This is a genomic window from Devosia sp. XGJD_8, from assembly GCF_046614475.1.
Lineage (GTDB): Bacteria > Pseudomonadota > Alphaproteobacteria > Rhizobiales > Devosiaceae > Devosia.
This window is the reverse complement of record NZ_JBKJHF010000002.1, coordinates 504,837-521,051: the sequence shown is the minus strand read 5'-3', so window position 1 is coordinate 521,051 and position 16,215 is coordinate 504,837. Positions and strand designations below refer to the sequence as shown.

The 16,215-nt window shown below is 64.9% G+C and carries 21 protein-coding genes; 5 read left to right on the top strand and 16 right to left on the bottom strand.

Annotation, left to right across the window (positions count from 1 at the left end; all coding sequences use genetic code 11):
* Positions 1–41 precede the first annotated feature (41 nt).
* Genes ACLI1C_RS18065 through tolQ form a run of 3 tightly spaced genes read right to left on the bottom strand, consistent with a single transcriptional unit; the run spans position 42 to position 2,325 of the window.
* Positions 42–1,169, bottom strand: coding sequence for a hypothetical protein (locus tag ACLI1C_RS18065; RefSeq protein ID WP_411398943.1), 1,128 nt, complete (start codon positions 1,167–1,169; stop codon positions 42–44).
* Positions 1,170–1,178: 9 nt separating this feature from the next.
* On the bottom strand, positions 1,179–1,622 hold the full coding sequence (locus ACLI1C_RS18060) for an ExbD/TolR family protein (protein ID WP_411398942.1): 444 nt from the start codon (positions 1,620–1,622) through the stop codon (positions 1,179–1,181).
* 1 nt (position 1,623) lies between these two features.
* Positions 1,624–2,325, bottom strand: coding sequence for a protein TolQ (gene tolQ, locus ACLI1C_RS18055; RefSeq protein WP_411399077.1), 702 nt, complete (start codon positions 2,323–2,325; stop codon positions 1,624–1,626).
* Positions 2,326–2,697: 372 nt separating this feature from the next.
* On the opposite strand from tolQ, the gene ACLI1C_RS18050 reads away from it, so the two are divergent.
* Positions 2,698–3,999, top strand: coding sequence for an NAD(P)/FAD-dependent oxidoreductase (locus ACLI1C_RS18050; protein WP_411398941.1), 1,302 nt, complete (start codon positions 2,698–2,700; stop codon positions 3,997–3,999).
* A gap of 6 nt (positions 4,000–4,005) precedes the next feature.
* Here the strand turns inward: ACLI1C_RS18050 and ybgC are convergent, their stop codons facing one another.
* Genes ybgC through ruvC form a run of 5 tightly spaced genes read right to left on the bottom strand, consistent with a single transcriptional unit; the run spans position 4,006 to position 7,061 of the window.
* A complete protein-coding gene (ybgC, locus tag ACLI1C_RS18045) occupies positions 4,006–4,404 on the bottom strand; it encodes a tol-pal system-associated acyl-CoA thioesterase (protein WP_411398940.1) in 399 nt (132 codons plus the stop codon).
* Complete coding sequence (locus tag ACLI1C_RS18040; protein WP_411398939.1) at positions 4,401–4,910, bottom strand: NUDIX hydrolase; 510 nt, start codon at positions 4,908–4,910, stop codon at positions 4,401–4,403. The genes ybgC and ACLI1C_RS18040 overlap by 4 nt, the downstream gene beginning before the upstream one ends.
* Positions 4,907–5,944: a Holliday junction branch migration DNA helicase RuvB gene (gene ruvB / locus ACLI1C_RS18035; RefSeq protein ID WP_411398938.1), complete on the bottom strand. Its 1,038-nt coding sequence runs from the start codon at positions 5,942–5,944 to the stop codon at positions 4,907–4,909. Before ruvB ends, ACLI1C_RS18040 begins: the two co-directional genes overlap by 4 nt.
* Complete coding sequence (gene ruvA, locus ACLI1C_RS18030) at positions 5,941–6,558, bottom strand: Holliday junction branch migration protein RuvA (RefSeq protein WP_411398937.1); 618 nt, start codon at positions 6,556–6,558, stop codon at positions 5,941–5,943. Before ruvA ends, ruvB begins: the two co-directional genes overlap by 4 nt.
* Positions 6,555–7,061, bottom strand: coding sequence for a crossover junction endodeoxyribonuclease RuvC (ruvC, locus tag ACLI1C_RS18025; RefSeq protein WP_411398936.1), 507 nt, complete (start codon positions 7,059–7,061; stop codon positions 6,555–6,557). Before ruvC ends, ruvA begins: the two co-directional genes overlap by 4 nt.
* Before the next feature lie 333 nt (positions 7,062–7,394).
* On the opposite strand from ruvC, the gene ACLI1C_RS18020 reads away from it, so the two are divergent.
* Positions 7,395–8,276, top strand: coding sequence for a GGDEF domain-containing protein (locus ACLI1C_RS18020; RefSeq protein ID WP_411398935.1), 882 nt, complete (start codon positions 7,395–7,397; stop codon positions 8,274–8,276).
* Positions 8,277–8,327: 51 nt separating this feature from the next.
* Here ACLI1C_RS18020 and ACLI1C_RS18015 read toward each other — a convergent pair whose 3' ends face one another.
* Both ACLI1C_RS18015 and ACLI1C_RS18010 read right to left on the bottom strand, forming a co-directional pair.
* Complete coding sequence (locus ACLI1C_RS18015; RefSeq protein WP_411398934.1) at positions 8,328–9,074, bottom strand: YebC/PmpR family DNA-binding transcriptional regulator; 747 nt, start codon at positions 9,072–9,074, stop codon at positions 8,328–8,330.
* 76 nt (positions 9,075–9,150) lie between these two features.
* A complete protein-coding gene (locus tag ACLI1C_RS18010; RefSeq protein WP_411398933.1) occupies positions 9,151–9,573 on the bottom strand; it encodes an Lrp/AsnC family transcriptional regulator in 423 nt (140 codons plus the stop codon).
* 99 nt (positions 9,574–9,672) lie between these two features.
* On the opposite strand from ACLI1C_RS18010, the gene ACLI1C_RS18005 reads away from it, so the two are divergent.
* Positions 9,673–9,981, top strand: a complete 309-nt coding sequence (locus tag ACLI1C_RS18005; protein ID WP_411398932.1) for a DUF1272 domain-containing protein — start codon at positions 9,673–9,675, stop codon at positions 9,979–9,981.
* On the opposite strand, the gene ACLI1C_RS18000 is transcribed toward ACLI1C_RS18005, so the two are convergent.
* The 6 genes from ACLI1C_RS18000 to ACLI1C_RS17975 form a co-directional block, all read right to left on the bottom strand.
* On the bottom strand, positions 9,978–10,796 hold the full coding sequence (locus tag ACLI1C_RS18000; protein WP_411398931.1) for a TIGR00282 family metallophosphoesterase: 819 nt from the start codon (positions 10,794–10,796) through the stop codon (positions 9,978–9,980). The two genes, ACLI1C_RS18005 and ACLI1C_RS18000, sit on opposite strands and share 4 nt — an antisense overlap.
* Complete coding sequence (locus tag ACLI1C_RS17995) at positions 10,793–11,380, bottom strand: 5-formyltetrahydrofolate cyclo-ligase (RefSeq protein ID WP_411398930.1); 588 nt, start codon at positions 11,378–11,380, stop codon at positions 10,793–10,795. Before ACLI1C_RS17995 ends, ACLI1C_RS18000 begins: the two co-directional genes overlap by 4 nt.
* Before the next feature lie 224 nt (positions 11,381–11,604).
* A complete protein-coding gene (locus ACLI1C_RS17990; protein WP_411398929.1) occupies positions 11,605–11,892 on the bottom strand; it encodes a type II toxin-antitoxin system RelE/ParE family toxin in 288 nt (95 codons plus the stop codon).
* Positions 11,892–12,149 (bottom strand): type II toxin-antitoxin system ParD family antitoxin, encoded by a 258-nt coding sequence (locus ACLI1C_RS17985; RefSeq protein ID WP_411398928.1) that lies wholly within the window; start codon positions 12,147–12,149, stop codon positions 11,892–11,894. Before ACLI1C_RS17985 ends, ACLI1C_RS17990 begins: the two co-directional genes overlap by 1 nt.
* Positions 12,150–12,209: 60 nt before the next feature.
* A complete protein-coding gene (locus ACLI1C_RS17980) occupies positions 12,210–12,587 on the bottom strand; it encodes a cell division protein ZapA (protein WP_411398927.1) in 378 nt (125 codons plus the stop codon).
* Between the two features lie 4 nt (positions 12,588–12,591).
* A complete protein-coding gene (locus ACLI1C_RS17975; protein ID WP_411398926.1) occupies positions 12,592–12,879 on the bottom strand; it encodes a DUF4164 family protein in 288 nt (95 codons plus the stop codon).
* Positions 12,880–13,085: 206 nt separating this feature from the next.
* Between ACLI1C_RS17975 and tkt the strand changes: the two genes are divergently transcribed.
* Both tkt and gap read left to right on the top strand, forming a co-directional pair.
* Positions 13,086–15,059 carry a transketolase gene (tkt, locus tag ACLI1C_RS17970; RefSeq protein WP_411398925.1) on the top strand — a complete coding sequence of 658 codons (1,974 nt, stop codon included), beginning with the start codon at positions 13,086–13,088 and terminating at the stop codon, positions 15,057–15,059.
* Between the two features lie 47 nt (positions 15,060–15,106).
* Positions 15,107–16,114, top strand: coding sequence for a type I glyceraldehyde-3-phosphate dehydrogenase (gene gap / locus ACLI1C_RS17965; protein WP_411398924.1), 1,008 nt, complete (start codon positions 15,107–15,109; stop codon positions 16,112–16,114).
* The last annotated feature ends 101 nt before the right edge of the window (positions 16,115–16,215 follow it).

The following is a 16,215-nucleotide window of genomic DNA, read 5'->3' as shown; positions in this document are numbered from 1 at the left end:
GTTGGCCGCCAGTGTGCGCGCCGAACAGCCCAAATTCAAAATCATGGCCGCAGTTCCACTTCGATCTGCCGCCATTCGTCATAAGCATCCGCCGACAGCATCTCATAGGGCCCGCAGGCCGTCACCGCGCGCTGCGCCGCCCGGGCAACCGCCCCGCCCGCTGGCGACGGATCGGCCGAGACCACCTGGGTATTGGCCACAGTGCGATCGGCATTCATGGACACGCGCAGCGTCACATTCAAGCCGCTGTTGATGTCGCTGGGCAGCAGGTTCCAGCAGGTTTTGATCCGCGCCACGAGCCCGTCGATCGCCGACTGGCTCAGCCGCGCCGAGGTGCCGTCGGTATCGCCCAGCGTGGGCGTACCACCCTGCCCGGTCGTGCCGCCCGTGGTGGTATCGGTGTTGATGATGGCAGAAATATCATCGGCCAGCGATGCATCGAGCTGCGCAGGCGCCGGTTGCTGGGCTGCCGCGGCGGCTGCAGCGGCCTGGCGCTGGCGCTCTTCCTCTTCGCGCCGCTCGCGTTCGGCCTCAGCCGCGGCGAAGCGCTCGCGCAATTGTGTGAGGTTGCTCGGGCGCGACGCCGGTACCGGCGCGGCCACCGCCGGGGTCACCGGCTCCGGTGTCGGCTCGGGCTCGGGGGCCGGCGCGGGCTCTGGCGTCGGCTCGGGGGTGGGCTCAGGCTCGGGTGTCGGCTCCGGCTCGGGAGCTGGAACCGGTTCCGGACGCGGCGCCGGCACGGGTGCCGGGACCGGCTCGGGGGTCGGCTCGGGCTCGGGCGCTGGTGTGGGTTCGGGAATGGGCTCGGGTTCCGGCTCCGGCTCGGGTTCCGGCTCGGGCGCCGCCTCGGGGGCGGGTGCCGTATTGGTAACAGGTGCCGGGGTCGGGATATCGGCCGGCGACGGGGTCACCTGGTCTTCTTCGGTATTGCCGGTGGGCTGCGCCAGTTCGGCAACCTGGTCATCCTCGACGATGGATGGCGTATCGGTCTCGACGATTTCGCTGTCGAGCTGGCCGGCGCGGATATTGGAATATTCCTCGATCGGCACCAGATCGACCGAGATCGACTCGACCGCCGGTGTCAACGGCTCCGCCAGCCCCAGATTGATGAGGCCGATGGCAAGCACCGCGATATGGGCCAGGATCGAGACGGTTACGCCGGTACGCATCGGGCTGGACTATGGATCCGGCTGCGTGATGAGGCCGATTTTCGAAAAGCCTCCGGCCGACAACAGGCCCATGACCCGCATGACGGCGCCATAATTGGCGCTGGTGTCGCCACGCAGGAAAATGCGGTCCTCGGCGCCGTTGACGCCCATCGTATTGAGCTGGGCAACAAGCTCGGTCTCGGCGACCGGCGTCTCGTCGATGAAGATGGCGCCTTCCGGCGTGACGCCCACCGTCACCGGATCGGCCTGGTTGGGCATTGCCGCAGCGGCCGAATTGGGCAGGTCGATCGGCACGCCGGCCGTCATCATCGGCGCCGCCACCATGAAGATGATCAGCAGCACCAGCATCACGTCCACCATGGGGGTGATGTTGATTTCGCTCATGATTGCCTTCTTGCGGCCGCGGCGGCGACGTCCGCCGCCTCCGCCACCGGCTGAAACACCCATGCCCATGTCAGCGGCTCCGCGCTTCGAGCTGGCGGCTGAGAATGGTGGAGAATTCGTCGGCAAAGCCCTCGAGCCGGCCGATCATCTTGGCGGCGTCCGAGGAAAGCTTGTTATAGGCGATAACCGCCGGAATGGCCGCGACCAGGCCAATGGCGGTCGCAAACAGCGCCTCGGCGATCGGGCCGGCCACGACGGCAAGGCTGGTATTGGACGAGGCGGCGATGGCGGTAAAGGCATTCATGATGCCCCAGACCGTGCCGAAGAGACCGATGAACGGCCCGGCCGAACCGATGGTGGCGAGGAACCCCAGGCGCTTTTCCAGATGCTCGCTCTCGCGCGCAATGGCCACGTCCAGCACCTTGTCGAGGCGCTGCTGCATGCCCACAAAGCTCGCCGCATTCTGCTCGTGGCTGCGCTTCCATTCCTTCATGGCCGCGACAAACACCGCGCCGAGCCCGCCTGACGGCTTCTCGGCCTGCTGCTGATAGAGCTCTTCCAGCGACTGGCCCGACCAGAAGGTCCGCTCGAAGCGGTTCATTTCGGCATCGGTGCGCCGATAGGTGATGGTCTTGTCGATGATGATGGCCCAGCACCAGATCGAGGCGCCCAGCAGCCCGAGCATGACCGACTTCACGATCCAGTCGGCGGCCCAGAACAGGCCCCAGATGGACAAGTCGGCATGCGGGGCGGCCGCCCCTACAGCATCCATGGCTTCCATGTAGTGATCCTTTTCGGCCCGGTTCACGCACCCGACCCTCAAGCATCAGGCGATGGGGTCGAAATCTGTCAAAATTAAGAGAAATGCCCGGCAAACCGGCCCTTTGGCAGGGTGGTGCCGGACACGTGTTCGCTTTGCCGCAATTATGGTCAAGGACTGGTTAACAAAGGCTCTCATCCCGGTCCGCAACTGACGCATTGCACCCATGCAAAAAGTAGTTATATTCTAATGTACTAATGTTTTGGCTGCGCGATTTGTGAGTTGCGTTGCGCCAGATCAACGACGTTCGCCGGGGCTTTTGCCAGGCTGCCGACATGGCAGTGGCTCGCAAGCGGGCCTCGCGCGACAAGGGAGTGGACTGCAGTGTCACATATTGTTGTACTTGGTGCCGGCCTGGGCGGCACGATCATGGCCTATGAATTGCGCGACCGGCTCGGCCTCGAACACAAGATCTCCGTCATCAACAAGGGGCCGACCTATTCCTTCGTCCCGTCCAACCCCTGGGTCGCCGTGGGCTGGCGCGAGCGGCAGGATGTCGAGATCGATCTCGCCCCGGTCTTTGCCAAGCGGCAGATCGACTTTCACCCGCAGGGTGCCAGGCGGCTCGACCCCAGCGCCAAGCGCATCGAACTGCTCGACGACAGCGTCCTGGACTATGACTACCTGGTGATCGCCACCGGCCCCGAACTGGCCTTTGACGAGATCGAGGGCTTCGGCCCCGCGCACGAGACGCAGTCGGTCTGCTTCGTCGACCATGCCGTCTCGGCCAAGGGCGCCTTCGACCGGCTGATCGCCAATCCCGGTCCTGTCGTAGTCGGCGCCGTGCAGGGCGCCTCCTGCTTCGGCCCGGCCTATGAGTTTGTCTTCATTCTCGACAAGGCCCTGCGCGACGCCAAGGTGCGCGATCGCGTGCCGATCACCTTCATCACCTCCGAACCCTATATCGGCCATCTCGGGCTCGATGGCGTGGGCGACACCAAGGGCCTGCTCGAAAGCGAGATGCGCCAGCGGCACATCAAGTGGATCTGCAATGCCAAGGTGGAGAAATTCGCCGGTGGCAAGGTGTTTGCGGCCGAGATCGGCGAGGACGGCGCCGCCCTGCGCCAGCATGAAGTGCCCTTCTCCTATGCCATGATGCTGCCGGCCTTCCGCGGCGTCGCAGCCGTCCGCGACATCGAGGGCCTGACCAATCCGCGCGGTTTCATCCTGGCGGACAAGTATCAGCGCAACCCGGCTTTCCCCGATGTCTTCTCCATCGGCGTCTGCGTGGCCATTCCACCCATCGGCAAGACGCCCGTTCCGGTTGGCGTGCCCAAGACCGGCTTCATGATCGAATCCATGGTGACGGCCACCGCGCATAACATCGCCAACCTGGTGGCCGGCAAGCCGCCCGAGGCCGAGGCAACCTGGAATGCCATCTGCCTGGCCGATTTCGGCGATGGCGGCGTGGCCTTCGTGGCGCAGCCGCAAATCCCGCCCCGCAACGTCAACTGGGCTAGCTCCGGCAAATGGGTGCATACCGCCAAGGCGGCCTTCGAGAGGTATTTCCTGCACAAGATCCGCTCGGGCACATCCGAGACCTTCTACGAGAAGCTCGCCCTGCAGGTGCTGGGGATCGACAAGCTCAAGGCCATCAAGCTCGACGAGCCGGCCCAGCCGAAATAGCGCCGGTCAGCGGGCCGGCGCGAACCGCTCAAGCACCGCCTTGGGCAGGCGCGCCGGGCCGCCCGAGGTCTTGATTGCCGCCACCACGACGCTGGCGCGGGTCAGCACCGTCTCGCCCCGCAGGATCGTCTGGGTGAGCGTCAGCCGCGCGCCGGTGACGGCCGCCACCTCCGTGGTGACGGTCAGCAGGTCATCGATATGGGCCGCGCCATCGAAGGCGATCTCCATCGAGCGCACCGCGAAGGCGATGCCCTGCCCTGCCAGTTCGGCATGATGGATGCCCTCGGCGCGCAGGAACTCGGTCCGCCCGCGTTCGAAGAACTTGAGATAGGCGGCGTGATAGACATTGCCGGAAAAATCGGTGTCTTCGTAATAGATGCGGACGGGAAAGTGGTGCCGGCTCACGCGGCCGGCTCCGGCGCGCGGAAGATCACATGCTGCCGCAGCCCGGTCGCCGAAAGCAGCCGCTGCGGAATCCATGGCGGCTGCAGGCTGGCCTCGGTCAGGGCTGGCCCCTCCAGCGGCAGCCAGGAAAACTGCAGCAGGTGCCCCTCGTCCTCGCGAACCAGAAACGGCTGTGCCCCGCCGGGGCGAATGTCCTCGGGCAGTTCGATCGCATAGATGAAGCCGAGCTCATGATAGCGGTCGCCCGCCCGGCCGTAGAAACTCTCATAGGTAAAGAGCAGCTCACCCATGCTGACGGGCATGGCCAGCTCTTCGGCCATTTCGCGCAGCAGTGCGAGGTCCGTGGCCTCGCCCATTTCCACCCGGCCACCTGGCAGCATGCAATAGTCGTCATCGTCCTCGCGGCAGACCAGCACATGGCCGTCGCGAATGGCAGCGCCGGCGACGCGGTGGTTGAAGCGCATGCCGCCACCTGGAAAACTGAGAACCACGCGTTCCACGCTCATTCCTCGGGCTCCTCGAACAGGCTCTGCTGCATGCCGACAAAGCCCTGCGGCACCGTCTTGCCCAGATGCTGGAAGGCGGCGCCGGTCAGCATGCGGCCGCGCGAGGTGCGCTGGATGAAGCCCTGCTGCAGCAGATAGGGCTCGACGATTTCCTCGATGGCGTCGCGCGGTTCGGAAAGCGCCGCCGCGATGGTCTCGATGCCCACCGGGCCGCCACTGTAGAATTCGGCAATGGTGGTGAGATAGCGCCGGTCGAGCTGGTCGAGCCCGCGCGCATCGACATCGAGCCGCAGCAGCGCCTTGTCGGCAATGGCGCGGGTGATCTCGCCCGAACCATCGACCAGCGCAAAATCGGTGACGCGGCGCAGGAGGCGCCCGGCAATGCGAGGGGTGCCGCGGGAGCGACGCGCGATTTCCATGGCCCCGTCCGGCGCCATCGGCATGCCCAGGAGCCGTGCGCCGCGCTGCACGATCTGCACCAGTTCCTCGGGCGTATAGAAATTGAGCCGCACGGGAATGCCGAAACGATCCCGCAGCGGCGTGGTCAGCAGCCCCGCGCGCGTGGTGGCGCCAACGAGGGTAAAGCGCGCCAGGTCGATCCGCACCGAACGGGCGGCCGGCCCTTCGCCGATGATCAGGTCGAGCTGGAAATCCTCCATCGCCGGATAGAGGATTTCCTCGATCGCCGGATTGAGCCGGTGGATCTCGTCGATGAACAGCACGTCGCGCTCTTCGAGATTGGTCAGGAGGGCCGCCAGGTCCCCAGCCTTGGAAATGACCGGTCCGGACGTGGCGCGGAAACCGACGCCCAGCTCACGCGAGATGATCTGCGCCAGGGTGGTCTTGCCCAGGCCCGGCGGGCCGACAAACAGCACATGGTCCAGCGCCGTGCCACGCTGCCGGGCGGCCTTGATGAAGACTTCGAGGTTGGCGCGCGCATCGGCCTGGCCGACAAACTCGGAAAAGCCCGAGGGGCGGAGGGAAACGTCGAGCGGATCGTCACGGCCGGCGGCGGGGGAGGTCAGGTCGGTCAACTACTCAACTCCCGCAGGCCCATCCGGATCAGCGTTTCGGTCTTCACCCCATCCCCCTCGCGGGCGACGATGCGCGCCAGGGCCGCCGAGGCCTGGGCGCTGGAATAGCCCAGATTGGTGAGGGCCGAGACGGCATCGGCAATGGCGGTGGGCGCGACGCCTTCCCCCAGGGCCGCCTGCAGCCCCAGCGTGCCGGCATCGATGCCCCCGCCGGTTGGCACCTTGCCCTTGAGTTCGGTGACCAGCCGCAGCGCCAGCTTCGGGCCAACGCCATTGGCGCGCCCGACCATGGCCTTGTCCTGCAGCGCGATGGCGCTCGACAGTTCGGACGGCGACAGCGCCGAGAGCAGGCCCAGCGCCACGCGGGCGCCCACGCCCTGCACCGTCATCAGCAGGTTGAACCAGGCCTTTTCACTCTCGCTGGCAAAACCATAGAGCCGGATCATGTCCTCGCGCACGATGGTCTCGATGAACACCACGGCGGCATGGCCCACCTGCGGCAGCGCCTGCAATGTACGGCTGGAGCAGAAGGCCTCATAGCAGACCCCGCCACAGTCGATCAGCACGTAATCGTCGCCGAAACTGTCCACCAGCCCCTTGAGCTTGCCGATCATGCCATGGCCCTCAGCCGTTGATTGGCGACGCGGTGATGCGCATGGCAGATGGCGATGGCCAGCGCATCGGCGGCGTCGGCGCCCTTGAAATCGGCCAGTGGCATCAGCGTCTTGACCATCAGCGCCACCTGGCCCTTTTCGGCATGGCCGGTACCCACCACCGACTTCTTGACGAGGTTGGCGGCATATTCGGCGACCGGCAGGCCGCGCGCCGCCGGGGTCAGCAGCGCCACGCCGCGCGCCTGGCCCAGGATCAGCGCCGAGCGGGCGCCGGCATTGATGAAGGTTTCCTCGACCGCGGCCTCCTGCGGCGCGAACCGATCGAGCACCTCGCCCAGCCCGGCAAACAGGATCGCCAGCCGCTCGGCCAGCGAGCCATCGACCGGCGGCGTCACCGTGCCGGCCGCCACGAAGGTCAGCCGGTTGCCCAGGGTCTCGATCACCCCCCAGCCGCAGCGGCGCAGGCCGGGATCGATGCCGATGATTCGCGTAGCAGCACTCATGCGCCCATCCTTAATGAAGCCGCAGCAGCCTACCAAGCCCGATGTGAACAAAAAGGCAACAAGCCCGGTGTAAAAGTCGGGGATCGATAAAATTGCGGCCGACACGCAAAGATCGTCTTCACGCCCCCTGCTTAGCCTCACCCGTGGGATGGCAGGGGCAAACAATGACGGAACTTCGCACGGAATTACCCAGGCGAGCGTGGCGGCGCATTGGCCGCCTCATCTGTCGATGATTTTTGAGCAGTTTGAATATGTGAATTTCTGCGCGGGCTTTACCGCAAGGCAAACCAATACCGGATCGCGCGGCCACGATGCAGGCCGCCTGATCGCGGCGTGACCACGCCAGCCGCATCGCCCTGGACCCGCCAGGCATCCGCCTTCCCTGCCGATGGCAGGGAAACGATCCGTCACTCCAGCCGCGAGAGCCGCGCGATGTTGCCGTCCAAGACTTTGACTGGTTTGCACAGCTGGTCCAGCGTCCGCCGCTGGACGCTCTTCGGCACCCTGGCCTGCGTGGCGGTCTCCGTAGCATTCAACGCCACCATATTCGGCGATCTGGGCGAAGCGGCGCTCCGCCGCTCGATTGTCAGCGCCGTGGTCCTGCCCATCCTGCTTGGCGCGCCGCTGTTTCTCTACATGAGCCTGCGCATGCGCGGCCTGGCAATAACCAATCTGCGGCTGGGCCTCGTCGCACGGACCGACAGCCTGACCGCCTGCCTCAACCGCGGCGCCTTTACCAGCAAGGTCAGCACGATCCTCGCCCAGAACCCGGGCTCAACGGGCGGCGCGCTGCTGATGATCGACGCCGACAACTTCAAGGCCATCAACGACCAGTTCGGGCACAATGCCGGCGACGAGGCGCTGACCGTCATCGCGCGCTCGATCCGCACCATCCTGCGCGCCGGCGATCTGGTTGGGCGCATGGGCGGGGAGGAATTCGGCGTCTACCTGCCCGATGTCGACCAGAAGAACGCCGAAGCCATTGCCGAGCGCATCCGCCGCTCGGTGAACCTGGCCGTCTTCGCGCCCGAAGGGCAGCAGCGCCCCCTCTCCGTCAGCATTGGCGGCGTGGTGTTCGAGGGCGAGGCGAGCTTTGCCGAACTGTTCCGCATCGCCGACCAGCGGCTCTATGGGGCCAAGCAGGCCGGTCGCAATCGCGTTGCCATGGTCCATGCGGACGATCATCCGGCAATCGTCCTCAAGCGCAGCGCATGAAAAAGGGCGGCGCCGCGGCACCGCCCTCAAACAACTGAAACTGAGCTTGAATCAGGCTTCGAGCTTGGCCGCGTCTTCGTCGCTCATCTCGAAATTCGAATAGACGTTCTGCACGTCATCGTCTTCCTCGAGCGTGGCGATCAGCTTCATCAGGGTCGCGCCCTTTTCGGCATCGATCGGCGTATTGGTCTGCGGCTTCCACACGGCCTTGACCGATTCGGCTTCGCCCAGCACCTTTTCCAGCGCCGCCGCCACCTCCACCATCGCTTCGAACGTGGTGGTGATGTAGTGGCCTTCCTCATCGCTTTCGACGTCGTCGGCGCCCGCCTCGATGGCGGCTTCCATGACCTTGTCTTCCGAGCCGGCGCTCAGCGGATAGGTGATCTCGCCTACCTTGTCGAACATGAAGCCGACCGAGTTGGTTTCGCCCATGGCCCCGCCATGCTTGGAAAAGTAGGAGCGAACATTGGAGGCGGTACGGTTGCGGTTGTCGGTCAGCGTCTCGACGATCAGCGCCACCCCGCCCGGGCCATAGCCCTCGTAGCGGATCTCGTCATAGTTATCGCCGTCCGAGCCGATGGCCTTCTTGATGGCGCGGTCGATATTGTCCTTGGGCATGGAGAGTGCGCGGGCATTGGTCACCGCCAGGCGCAGCCGGGAATTGAAGGCCGGATCGGGCATGCCCATCTTGGCCGCGACGGTGATTTCGCGCGCCAGCTTGGAGAAGATCTTGGAGCGCACCGCGTCGGACTTGCCTTTGCGGTGCATGATGTTTTTGGCGTGTGAATGGCCGGCCATCGGTCACTCCCCTCGTAGCTGGAATTTTGGATTGGTGGCGCGTTATAGGCAAGCGCGGCAAAAAAGTGAAGCGGGGCTAACGGGCAAACCGCTGCACCATCACGGGCATGGTCACGACGCCGGTGACGCCCTCGGTGGCCGCAACCCGATCACGCACCGCCTGCAGTGCCGCCGCGTCGCGTCCCTCGACAGTCAGCACCATGTCGGTTTCCCCCGCCACAGAGTCACAACGGACGATCTGGGCAATGTCGAGCAGGCGCGGGGCGACAGACGCGCATTGGGCGCCGGAGGTGGTGACCAGCATATAGGCACGAGCCGTCGTCTCCACGGCGCCGCGGCGGATGGAGAACCCTTCTATCGTGCCGTTGGCGACCAGCCGGGCGATGCGCTCCTGCACACTGGATGCCGACAGGCCCACCAAAGCGGCGATCTGCTTGAGCGGTGCCCGGCTGTCGGCGCTGAGGGCATCGACAATGGCAGCATCCTTGGCATCGGCCATGGCTGGTTCCTCCGGAAAACATCCGGCCCGCGCCGGACATTATCCGGATTTAGCCAAGCCGGCGCCATGCCACAAGCATTGGTATCACCGGAGGCCCCAATGCTCGAACTCAGACCCAATTGCGAATGCTGCGACACGGACCTGCCACCCTCATCGGCCAATGCGCGCATCTGCAGCTATGAATGCACCTTCTGCGGCGACTGTGTGGACAACGTCCTCCACAATGTCTGCCCCAATTGCGGTGGCGGTTTCGTGCCACGCCCGATCAGGCCAGCAGGTGAGTGGCGTCCCGGGGAGGGCCTTGGCAATCACCCGGCAGGAACGAGGCGGCGCCAGCTGCGGTTCACCGCAGAAGAAGTCGCAGCCCTCAGTGACAGGTTGCGCGCCGTGCCGCCCGCCGAACGCTAGTCAAACACCGGCTCGGCCTGCGCCAGCGTGCCGCCGAGGCGGACCGGCAGCACCTTGACGGCGAGGCCGCTGCGCGGATCGGTTTCCACGGCCACCCCGCACAGGGTCGCCTCACCCTCGGCGGGCGTGAACCGTCCATTGGCAATGCCGGTGAGGAACCGGTTGAGCGGCTCTTCGGCATCGACGCCGATGATGGAATCGAAATCCCCGCACATGCCGGCATCGGCCATCAGCGCCGTGCCGCCCTTGAGGATACGATGATCGGCAGTGGGAATATGGGTATGCGTGCCCACGACGAGGCTCACCCGCCCATCCATGAAGAAGCCCATGCCCTGGATTTCCGAAGTCGCCTCGGTATGGAAGTCGACAATGATGGCGTCGGCCTGCTCGCCCAGCGGACAGGCCGCCACCGCCGCCTCGACGGCGCGGAAGGGATCGTCGGCCGGCCCCATGAACACGCGGCCCAGCGCATTGATGACCAGCACGCGGTGCCCATTGCGTCCCTCGACGAACATGGCGCCACGCCCCGGCGTGCCGGGCGCCATGTTGAGGGGACGGATCAGCGTGGTTTCCCGCTCGATGAAGGAAAGCGTGTCACGCTGGTCAAAGGCGTGGTCGCCCAGCGTCACGATATCGGCGCCCGCATCGCGCAGGCCCTTGAAATGCGGCTCGGTCAGGCCGCGGCCATGGCTGGCATTCTCGCCATTGACGACCACGAAGTCGAATTTGTAGCGATCGATGATGCCCGGCAGGCGCTCGGCAACCGCATCCCGGCCGGACCGGCCCACTACATCGCCCAGAAACAGAAACCTCATGCCGCAGCGCCGAAATGGCGCACACCGGCTTCGGTGACGATGGTATCGAGCGGCACGTCATGCGCGTCGCGCGGAATATGCTCCAGCTCCTGGGCGGCAAAGGCCAGGCCCACCAGCCGGGGCTTCTTCTTCATCCTGGCGAGTGTGCGATCATAATAGCCGCCACCATAGCCCAGGCGCGTCCCCTGGCTGTCAAAGCCGAGCAGCGGCATGATGACGATGTCGGGCTCGGCCTTGGGCGCCAACTCGGCCGGTGCCAAGGTGCCGAAGCCGGCCTCGTAGAGCGAGGCGCCCTGCTCCCAGACCCGCAGGTCGAGCGGCGCCTCGGGGCCGAGCACGACGGGCAGCACCACGGTCTGGTTGCTGTCCATCAGCCTGACCAGGATGGGCTGGCAGTCGAGTTCGTCGCGGATACGCCAATAGGCGGCGACCACATCGGATGGCCTGAGGGCAATGCCGTCGAAGAAATGTTTGGCCGCCGCGCGCGCCGCTTCGGCGCGCTCCTGATGGTCCAGCGCAGCCCGGGCCGCATGGGCCCTGATGCGCAGCGCCGCCTTGGCTTGCTCGATCGTCTCGTCAACCATGGGGCGTACTGCAAACCTGCTTCAACAATAAGGTGCCGCCCTGGCCGTGTGATACACGATCCCGGGAACCTACTTTACGTAGGTGGGCGCCGTATGTCTGAGCCCAGGAGCCCAGTCAGGGACAGCTCCCTTAGGATCGTTAAGGCCCCGGGGATATAGGTATCCATCACGCGCCGGGCAGCCAATGAGATATAGGCGCTTTGGCTGGCCATGCAAAGGGTGTGTTAGAGGAGTTCCAACCAGTCTTGGCTCTGGTGGAAAACGCGCATGATAACGACCTCGTCCTCAATCAGCTGATAGACAAGAAGATGGGCGCTGAAGTAGCGCACACGCAGCGGAATAGAAATTTCGGTTCGTTCCGGTGAAGCAAGCGGATGATCAGCCGCGAACTGCGCTGCGTTCAGCATGATGTCGAAGTAGCGGTCTGCAGCGCGCTGACCAAACTGAATCAGGCTGGCTTCATATAGCGCTTCGGTATCGAGAATGGCCCGCTCCGAAAAGCGATACCCCATCAGGCAGCGTCCGAAGTCTTTACGCCTGCCTTCCGACGAGCGTTAGCGAAGACTTCTTCTGGCGTCAGCGGACTAATGCCACTGTCAATGCCCTCTTGAACAAGACGTTCAAATTCGGCCAACTTCGCCGCTCGCTCCTGATCCCTGCGCACCAGATCACGCACATAGTCGCTGCTATTGCCGTAGCGTCCGGTCTGGACCTGTTCTTCCACCCAGGCTTTCATCGCATCGGGGAGGGAAACATTCATCGTGGCCATGGCGGGTCTCCTTTGGCCGGAGACTAGCAAAATTGGCAAACTTTGCCAACAATGCCCGAATTAGCCCTGCGGCACGGGCGCGGCCTCATCCAGCACGCTCGCCACGCCCTCCAGCGTCCTGGCGGCTTCGCTCAGCCTCGCGGCAAACTGGCCCTCGAGCGACTCGATCTCGGCGGCAACTTCCTGGCCGGCCCGCGTCAGCACCAGAACGTCATTTTCCAGTGCCTTGATCTTGCGTTCGGCCTCGGCCAGCTCGTCCACCACGGCAATGCCGGCCATCACCGTCAGGCGGTTGTCGCCGATCTCGCCGACCGCGCCCTTGAGCTGTTCGACATGGGTGTTGAACCGCTCGGCCAGCCCGATCAGGTGCTGCTGCTGGCCCTCTTCGCAGGCCATGCGGTACTTGCGGCCATTGATCTCGACATTGACTTCGGGCACCGCGCTACTCCGCCTTGGCCAAAACTTCGCGGACGGTTTCCATCGCCTCGACCAACCGGCGCGACACGTCATGCGCGCTGTCGTCGAGCCGCTTGGCCCGCGCCGCGGTCTTGTCGAGTTCGGTCGCCAGCCGGGCGCGCTCCTGCACCAGCCGCTGCGTATCGACTTCGATGCGGTTCTGCTGGCGCATGCGCGTGCCGAGATTTTTCACGCTCTGGTCCAGCCGCGCCATGGCGCGATCGAACCGCGCGGTGGCGGCGGTCAGCCCGTCCTCAAGTTCCGTCTCACTCATTGCTACTACGGTCCTCAGCGTGCGACGATTCCAGCGCTTGCAGCGTGCCCCAGCACCGGCCGTATTGCAACCGGCACGCCACGCGAAGCGGTGGGCCTTGTCATTGACACGATAGGCGAACCTGTTATGCCTCGAACCCGCCTTTGGGAGGAGGCTTCTGGCGCCTCTTCTCCCCAGATTTCAGCCCTGACGAAAGCGCGAGCCCGATGACGAACACCGCCCAGCAGAACGACTTGGCCAATGCGATCCGTTCCCTCTCCATGGACGCGGTCGAAAAAGCCAATTCCGGCCATCCCGGCCTGCCCATGGGCTGCGCCGACATTGCGACGGTGCTGTTCACCAAGGTGATGAAGTTCGATCCCGCCGACAGCAAATGGGCTGACCGCGACCGCTTCATCCTCTCGGCCGGCCACGGCTCGATGCTGCTCTATTCCTCGCTCTACCTCCTGGGCTACGAGGACATGACCATCGACCAGGTCAAGAATTTCCGCCAGCTTGGCTCCAAGACCGCTGGCCACCCGGAATACCATTTCGCCCAGGGCATCGAGACCACGACCGGCCCGCTCGGCCAGGGCCTCGCCAATTCGGTGGGCTTTGCCGTCGCCGAAGCCAAGCTTGCCGCCGAATTCGGCGCGGACCTTGTCGATCACCACACCTGGGTCCTGGCCGGTGACGGCTGCCTGATGGAAGGCATTTCCCAGGAAGCCATCGCGCTGGCCGGCCACCTCAGGCTCAACAAGCTGACGGTGATCTGGGACAATAACTCGATCACCATCGATGGCGCCGTCTCGAACTCGGACAGCACCGACCAGATCGCCCGCTTCAAGGCCGTGCAGTGGAACACCATCGAGATCGATGGCCACGACCAGGACGCCATCGAAGCCGCCCTGCTGGCCGCCAAGAAGAGTGACAAGCCGACCCTGATCGCCGCCAAGACCACGATCGGCTTCGGCGCGCCCAAGAAGGCCGGCACCGAAAAGGTGCATGGCGCCCCGCTCGGCGCCGAGGAACTGGCCGGCGCCAAGGCCGCGCTGGGCATCACCTATCCCGCGTTCGAAATCCCGACCGAAATCCTCAACACCTGGCGCGCCGCCGGTACACGCTCGCAGAATATCCGCGGCGAATGGCAGTCCCGCCTCGCCGCCTCGCCGCACAAGGCCGAGTTCGAGCGCCGCATCAAGGGCGACCTGCCGACCGACTTCAAGTCCGCCATCGACGCCTTCAAAAAGAAGCTGGTCGAGGACAAGCCCAAGGTCGCGACCCGCAAGTCCAGCCAGATGGCGCTCGACGTCATCAATGCCGCCCTGCCCGAAACGCTGGGCGGCTCGGCCGACCTGACCCATTCGAACCTGACCAACACCAAGGAAATGGTGCCCTTCCAGGCTGACAACCGCCTCGGGCGCTACATGATGTATGGCATCCGCGAGCACGAAATGGCCGCGGCCATGAACGGTGTCGCCCTGCATGGCGGCCTCATTCCCTATGGCGGCACCTTCATGGTCTTTACCGACTATGCCCGCCCCGCCATCCGCCTCGCCGCGCTGATGGAACAGCGCGCCATCTATGTCATGACCCATGACTCGATCGGCCTGGGCGAAGACGGCCCGACGCACCAGCCGGTGGAACACCTGACCGCGCTTCGCGCCATTCCGAACCTGCTGGTCTTCCGTCCGGCCGATGCCGTGGAAGCCCTCGAATGCTGGCAGCTGGCGCTGGAATCCACCACCGCGCCGTCCATCCTGGCCCTGTCGCGCCAGAACCTGCCGGCCCTGCGCACCGAATACCAGGCCGAAAACCTCTGCGCCAAGGGCGCCTATGTCATCGCCGGCGACAAGAATGCCGATGTCGTGATCTTCGCGACGGGCTCGGAAGTGGCCATCGCCGTCGAAGGCCAGAAGCAGCTGGCCGAACGGGGCATTGCCGCCAAGGTCGTGTCGGTGCCGTCCATGGAACTGCTGGCCAGGCAGTCCGACGCCTACAGGGCCGAGCTCTACGGCAATGCCCGGGCACGCGTCGCCATCGAGGCGGGCATCGAGATGAGCTGGAGCAAGCTGCTGGGCGACAAGGGCCGCTTTGTCGGGATGAACAGCTTCGGCGCTTCCGGCCCGATCGATGCGCTCTACGAGCACTTTGGTATTACGGCCAAGGCCGTGGTTGAAGCTGTCACAGCACAGTTGTAAGACAGCCCCGCCCTCCCTCCCCCAACTCCCCTCTAGGAGCGTCTAATATGGCAGTTCGCGTCGCCATCAACGGATTTGGCCGCATCGGCCGCAACGTCCTGCGCGCCATCATGGAATCCGGCCGCACCGACATCGAAGTCGTGGCCATCAACGATCTCGGCCCGGTCGAGACCAATGCCCACCTGTTCCGCTTCGACAGCGTGCATGGCCGCTTCAACGGCACCGTGACCGTCGATGGCGACACCATCGACGTGGGCCGCGGCCCGATCAAGGTGACCGCCGTGCGCGATCCGGCCGAGTTGCCGCATGCCGCCATGGGCGTCGACATCGCGCTCGAATGCACGGGCATTTTCACCAGTAAGGAAAAGGCCAGCGCCCATCTCAAGGCCGGCGCCAAGAAGGTTCTGATCTCGGCCCCCGGCGATGGCGCCGACCTCACGGTCGTCTACGGCATCAACCACGCGCAGCTTTCCAAGGACCACATCGTGGTCTCCAACGCCTCCTGCACCACCAACTGCCTGGCGCCGGTGGCCTATGTGCTGCACAAGGAATTCGGCATCGAGAAGGGAATGATGACCACCATCCATTCCTATACCGGTGACCAGCCGACGCTCGACACCATGCACAAGGATCTCTATCGCGGCCGCGCGGCTGCCCTCTCCCAGATCCCGACCTCGACCGGCGCCGCCAAGGCCATTGGCCTCGTGCTGCCCGAGCTCAAGGGCAAGCTGGACGGCGTCTCCATCCGTGTGCCGACCCCCAATGTCTCCTGCGTCGACTTCAAGTTCATCACCAGCCGCGATGTGACCGCCGACGAGATCAACCAGGCGATCAAGAAGTACGCCGACGGCGAGCTCAAGGGCATCCTGGGCTATACGACCCAGCCCAATGTCTCGATCGACTTCAACCACGACAGCCACTCCTCGACCCTGGCCTTCGACCAGACCAAGGTGATGGGCGGCAACTTCGCCTCGATCCTGAGCTGGTACGACAATGAATGGGGCTTCTCCAACCGCATGGCCGACACGGCCGTTGCGCTGGGCAAGACGCTCTAGCCAACCATTGCCTGGCAAAGGCCCCGTCGCTCCGCGGCGGGGCCTTTGTCTTGCCCAGGAAACTCAGCCGCCGGCACTGTCTTGTCAGATCACCCTGCACA

Bases quoted from the DNA above. Each gene is read 5' to 3' on its own strand.
- ACLI1C_RS18065 (WP_411398943.1), bottom strand. From the start codon at position 1,169: ATGCGTACCGGCGTAACCGTCTCGATCCTGGCCCATATCGCGGTGCTT.
- ACLI1C_RS18060 (WP_411398942.1), bottom strand. From the start codon at position 1,622: ATGGGCATGGGTGTTTCAGCCGGTGGCGGAGGCGGCGGACGTCGCCGC.
- tolQ (WP_411399077.1), bottom strand. From the start codon at position 2,325: ATGGATGCTGTAGGGGCGGCCGCCCCGCATGCCGACTTGTCCATCTGG.
- ACLI1C_RS18040 (WP_411398939.1), bottom strand. From the start codon at position 4,910: ATGAGCGTGGAACGCGTGGTTCTCAGTTTTCCAGGTGGCGGCATGCGC.
- ruvA (WP_411398937.1), bottom strand. From the start codon at position 6,558: ATGATCGGCAAGCTCAAGGGGCTGGTGGACAGTTTCGGCGACGATTAC.
- ruvC (WP_411398936.1), bottom strand. From the start codon at position 7,061: ATGAGTGCTGCTACGCGAATCATCGGCATCGATCCCGGCCTGCGCCGC.
- ACLI1C_RS18015 (WP_411398934.1), bottom strand. From the start codon at position 9,074: ATGGCCGGCCATTCACACGCCAAAAACATCATGCACCGCAAAGGCAAG.
- ACLI1C_RS18010 (WP_411398933.1), bottom strand. From the start codon at position 9,573: ATGGCCGATGCCAAGGATGCTGCCATTGTCGATGCCCTCAGCGCCGAC.
- ACLI1C_RS18005 (WP_411398932.1), top strand. From the start codon at position 9,673: ATGCTCGAACTCAGACCCAATTGCGAATGCTGCGACACGGACCTGCCA.
- ACLI1C_RS18000 (WP_411398931.1), bottom strand. From the start codon at position 10,796: ATGAGGTTTCTGTTTCTGGGCGATGTAGTGGGCCGGTCCGGCCGGGAT.
- ACLI1C_RS17995 (WP_411398930.1), bottom strand. From the start codon at position 11,380: ATGGTTGACGAGACGATCGAGCAAGCCAAGGCGGCGCTGCGCATCAGG.
- ACLI1C_RS17990 (WP_411398929.1), bottom strand. From the start codon at position 11,892: ATGGGGTATCGCTTTTCGGAGCGGGCCATTCTCGATACCGAAGCGCTA.
- ACLI1C_RS17985 (WP_411398928.1), bottom strand. From the start codon at position 12,149: ATGGCCACGATGAATGTTTCCCTCCCCGATGCGATGAAAGCCTGGGTG.
- ACLI1C_RS17975 (WP_411398926.1), bottom strand. From the start codon at position 12,879: ATGAGTGAGACGGAACTTGAGGACGGGCTGACCGCCGCCACCGCGCGG.
- tkt (WP_411398925.1), top strand. From the start codon at position 13,086: ATGACGAACACCGCCCAGCAGAACGACTTGGCCAATGCGATCCGTTCC.
- gap (WP_411398924.1), top strand. From the start codon at position 15,107: ATGGCAGTTCGCGTCGCCATCAACGGATTTGGCCGCATCGGCCGCAAC.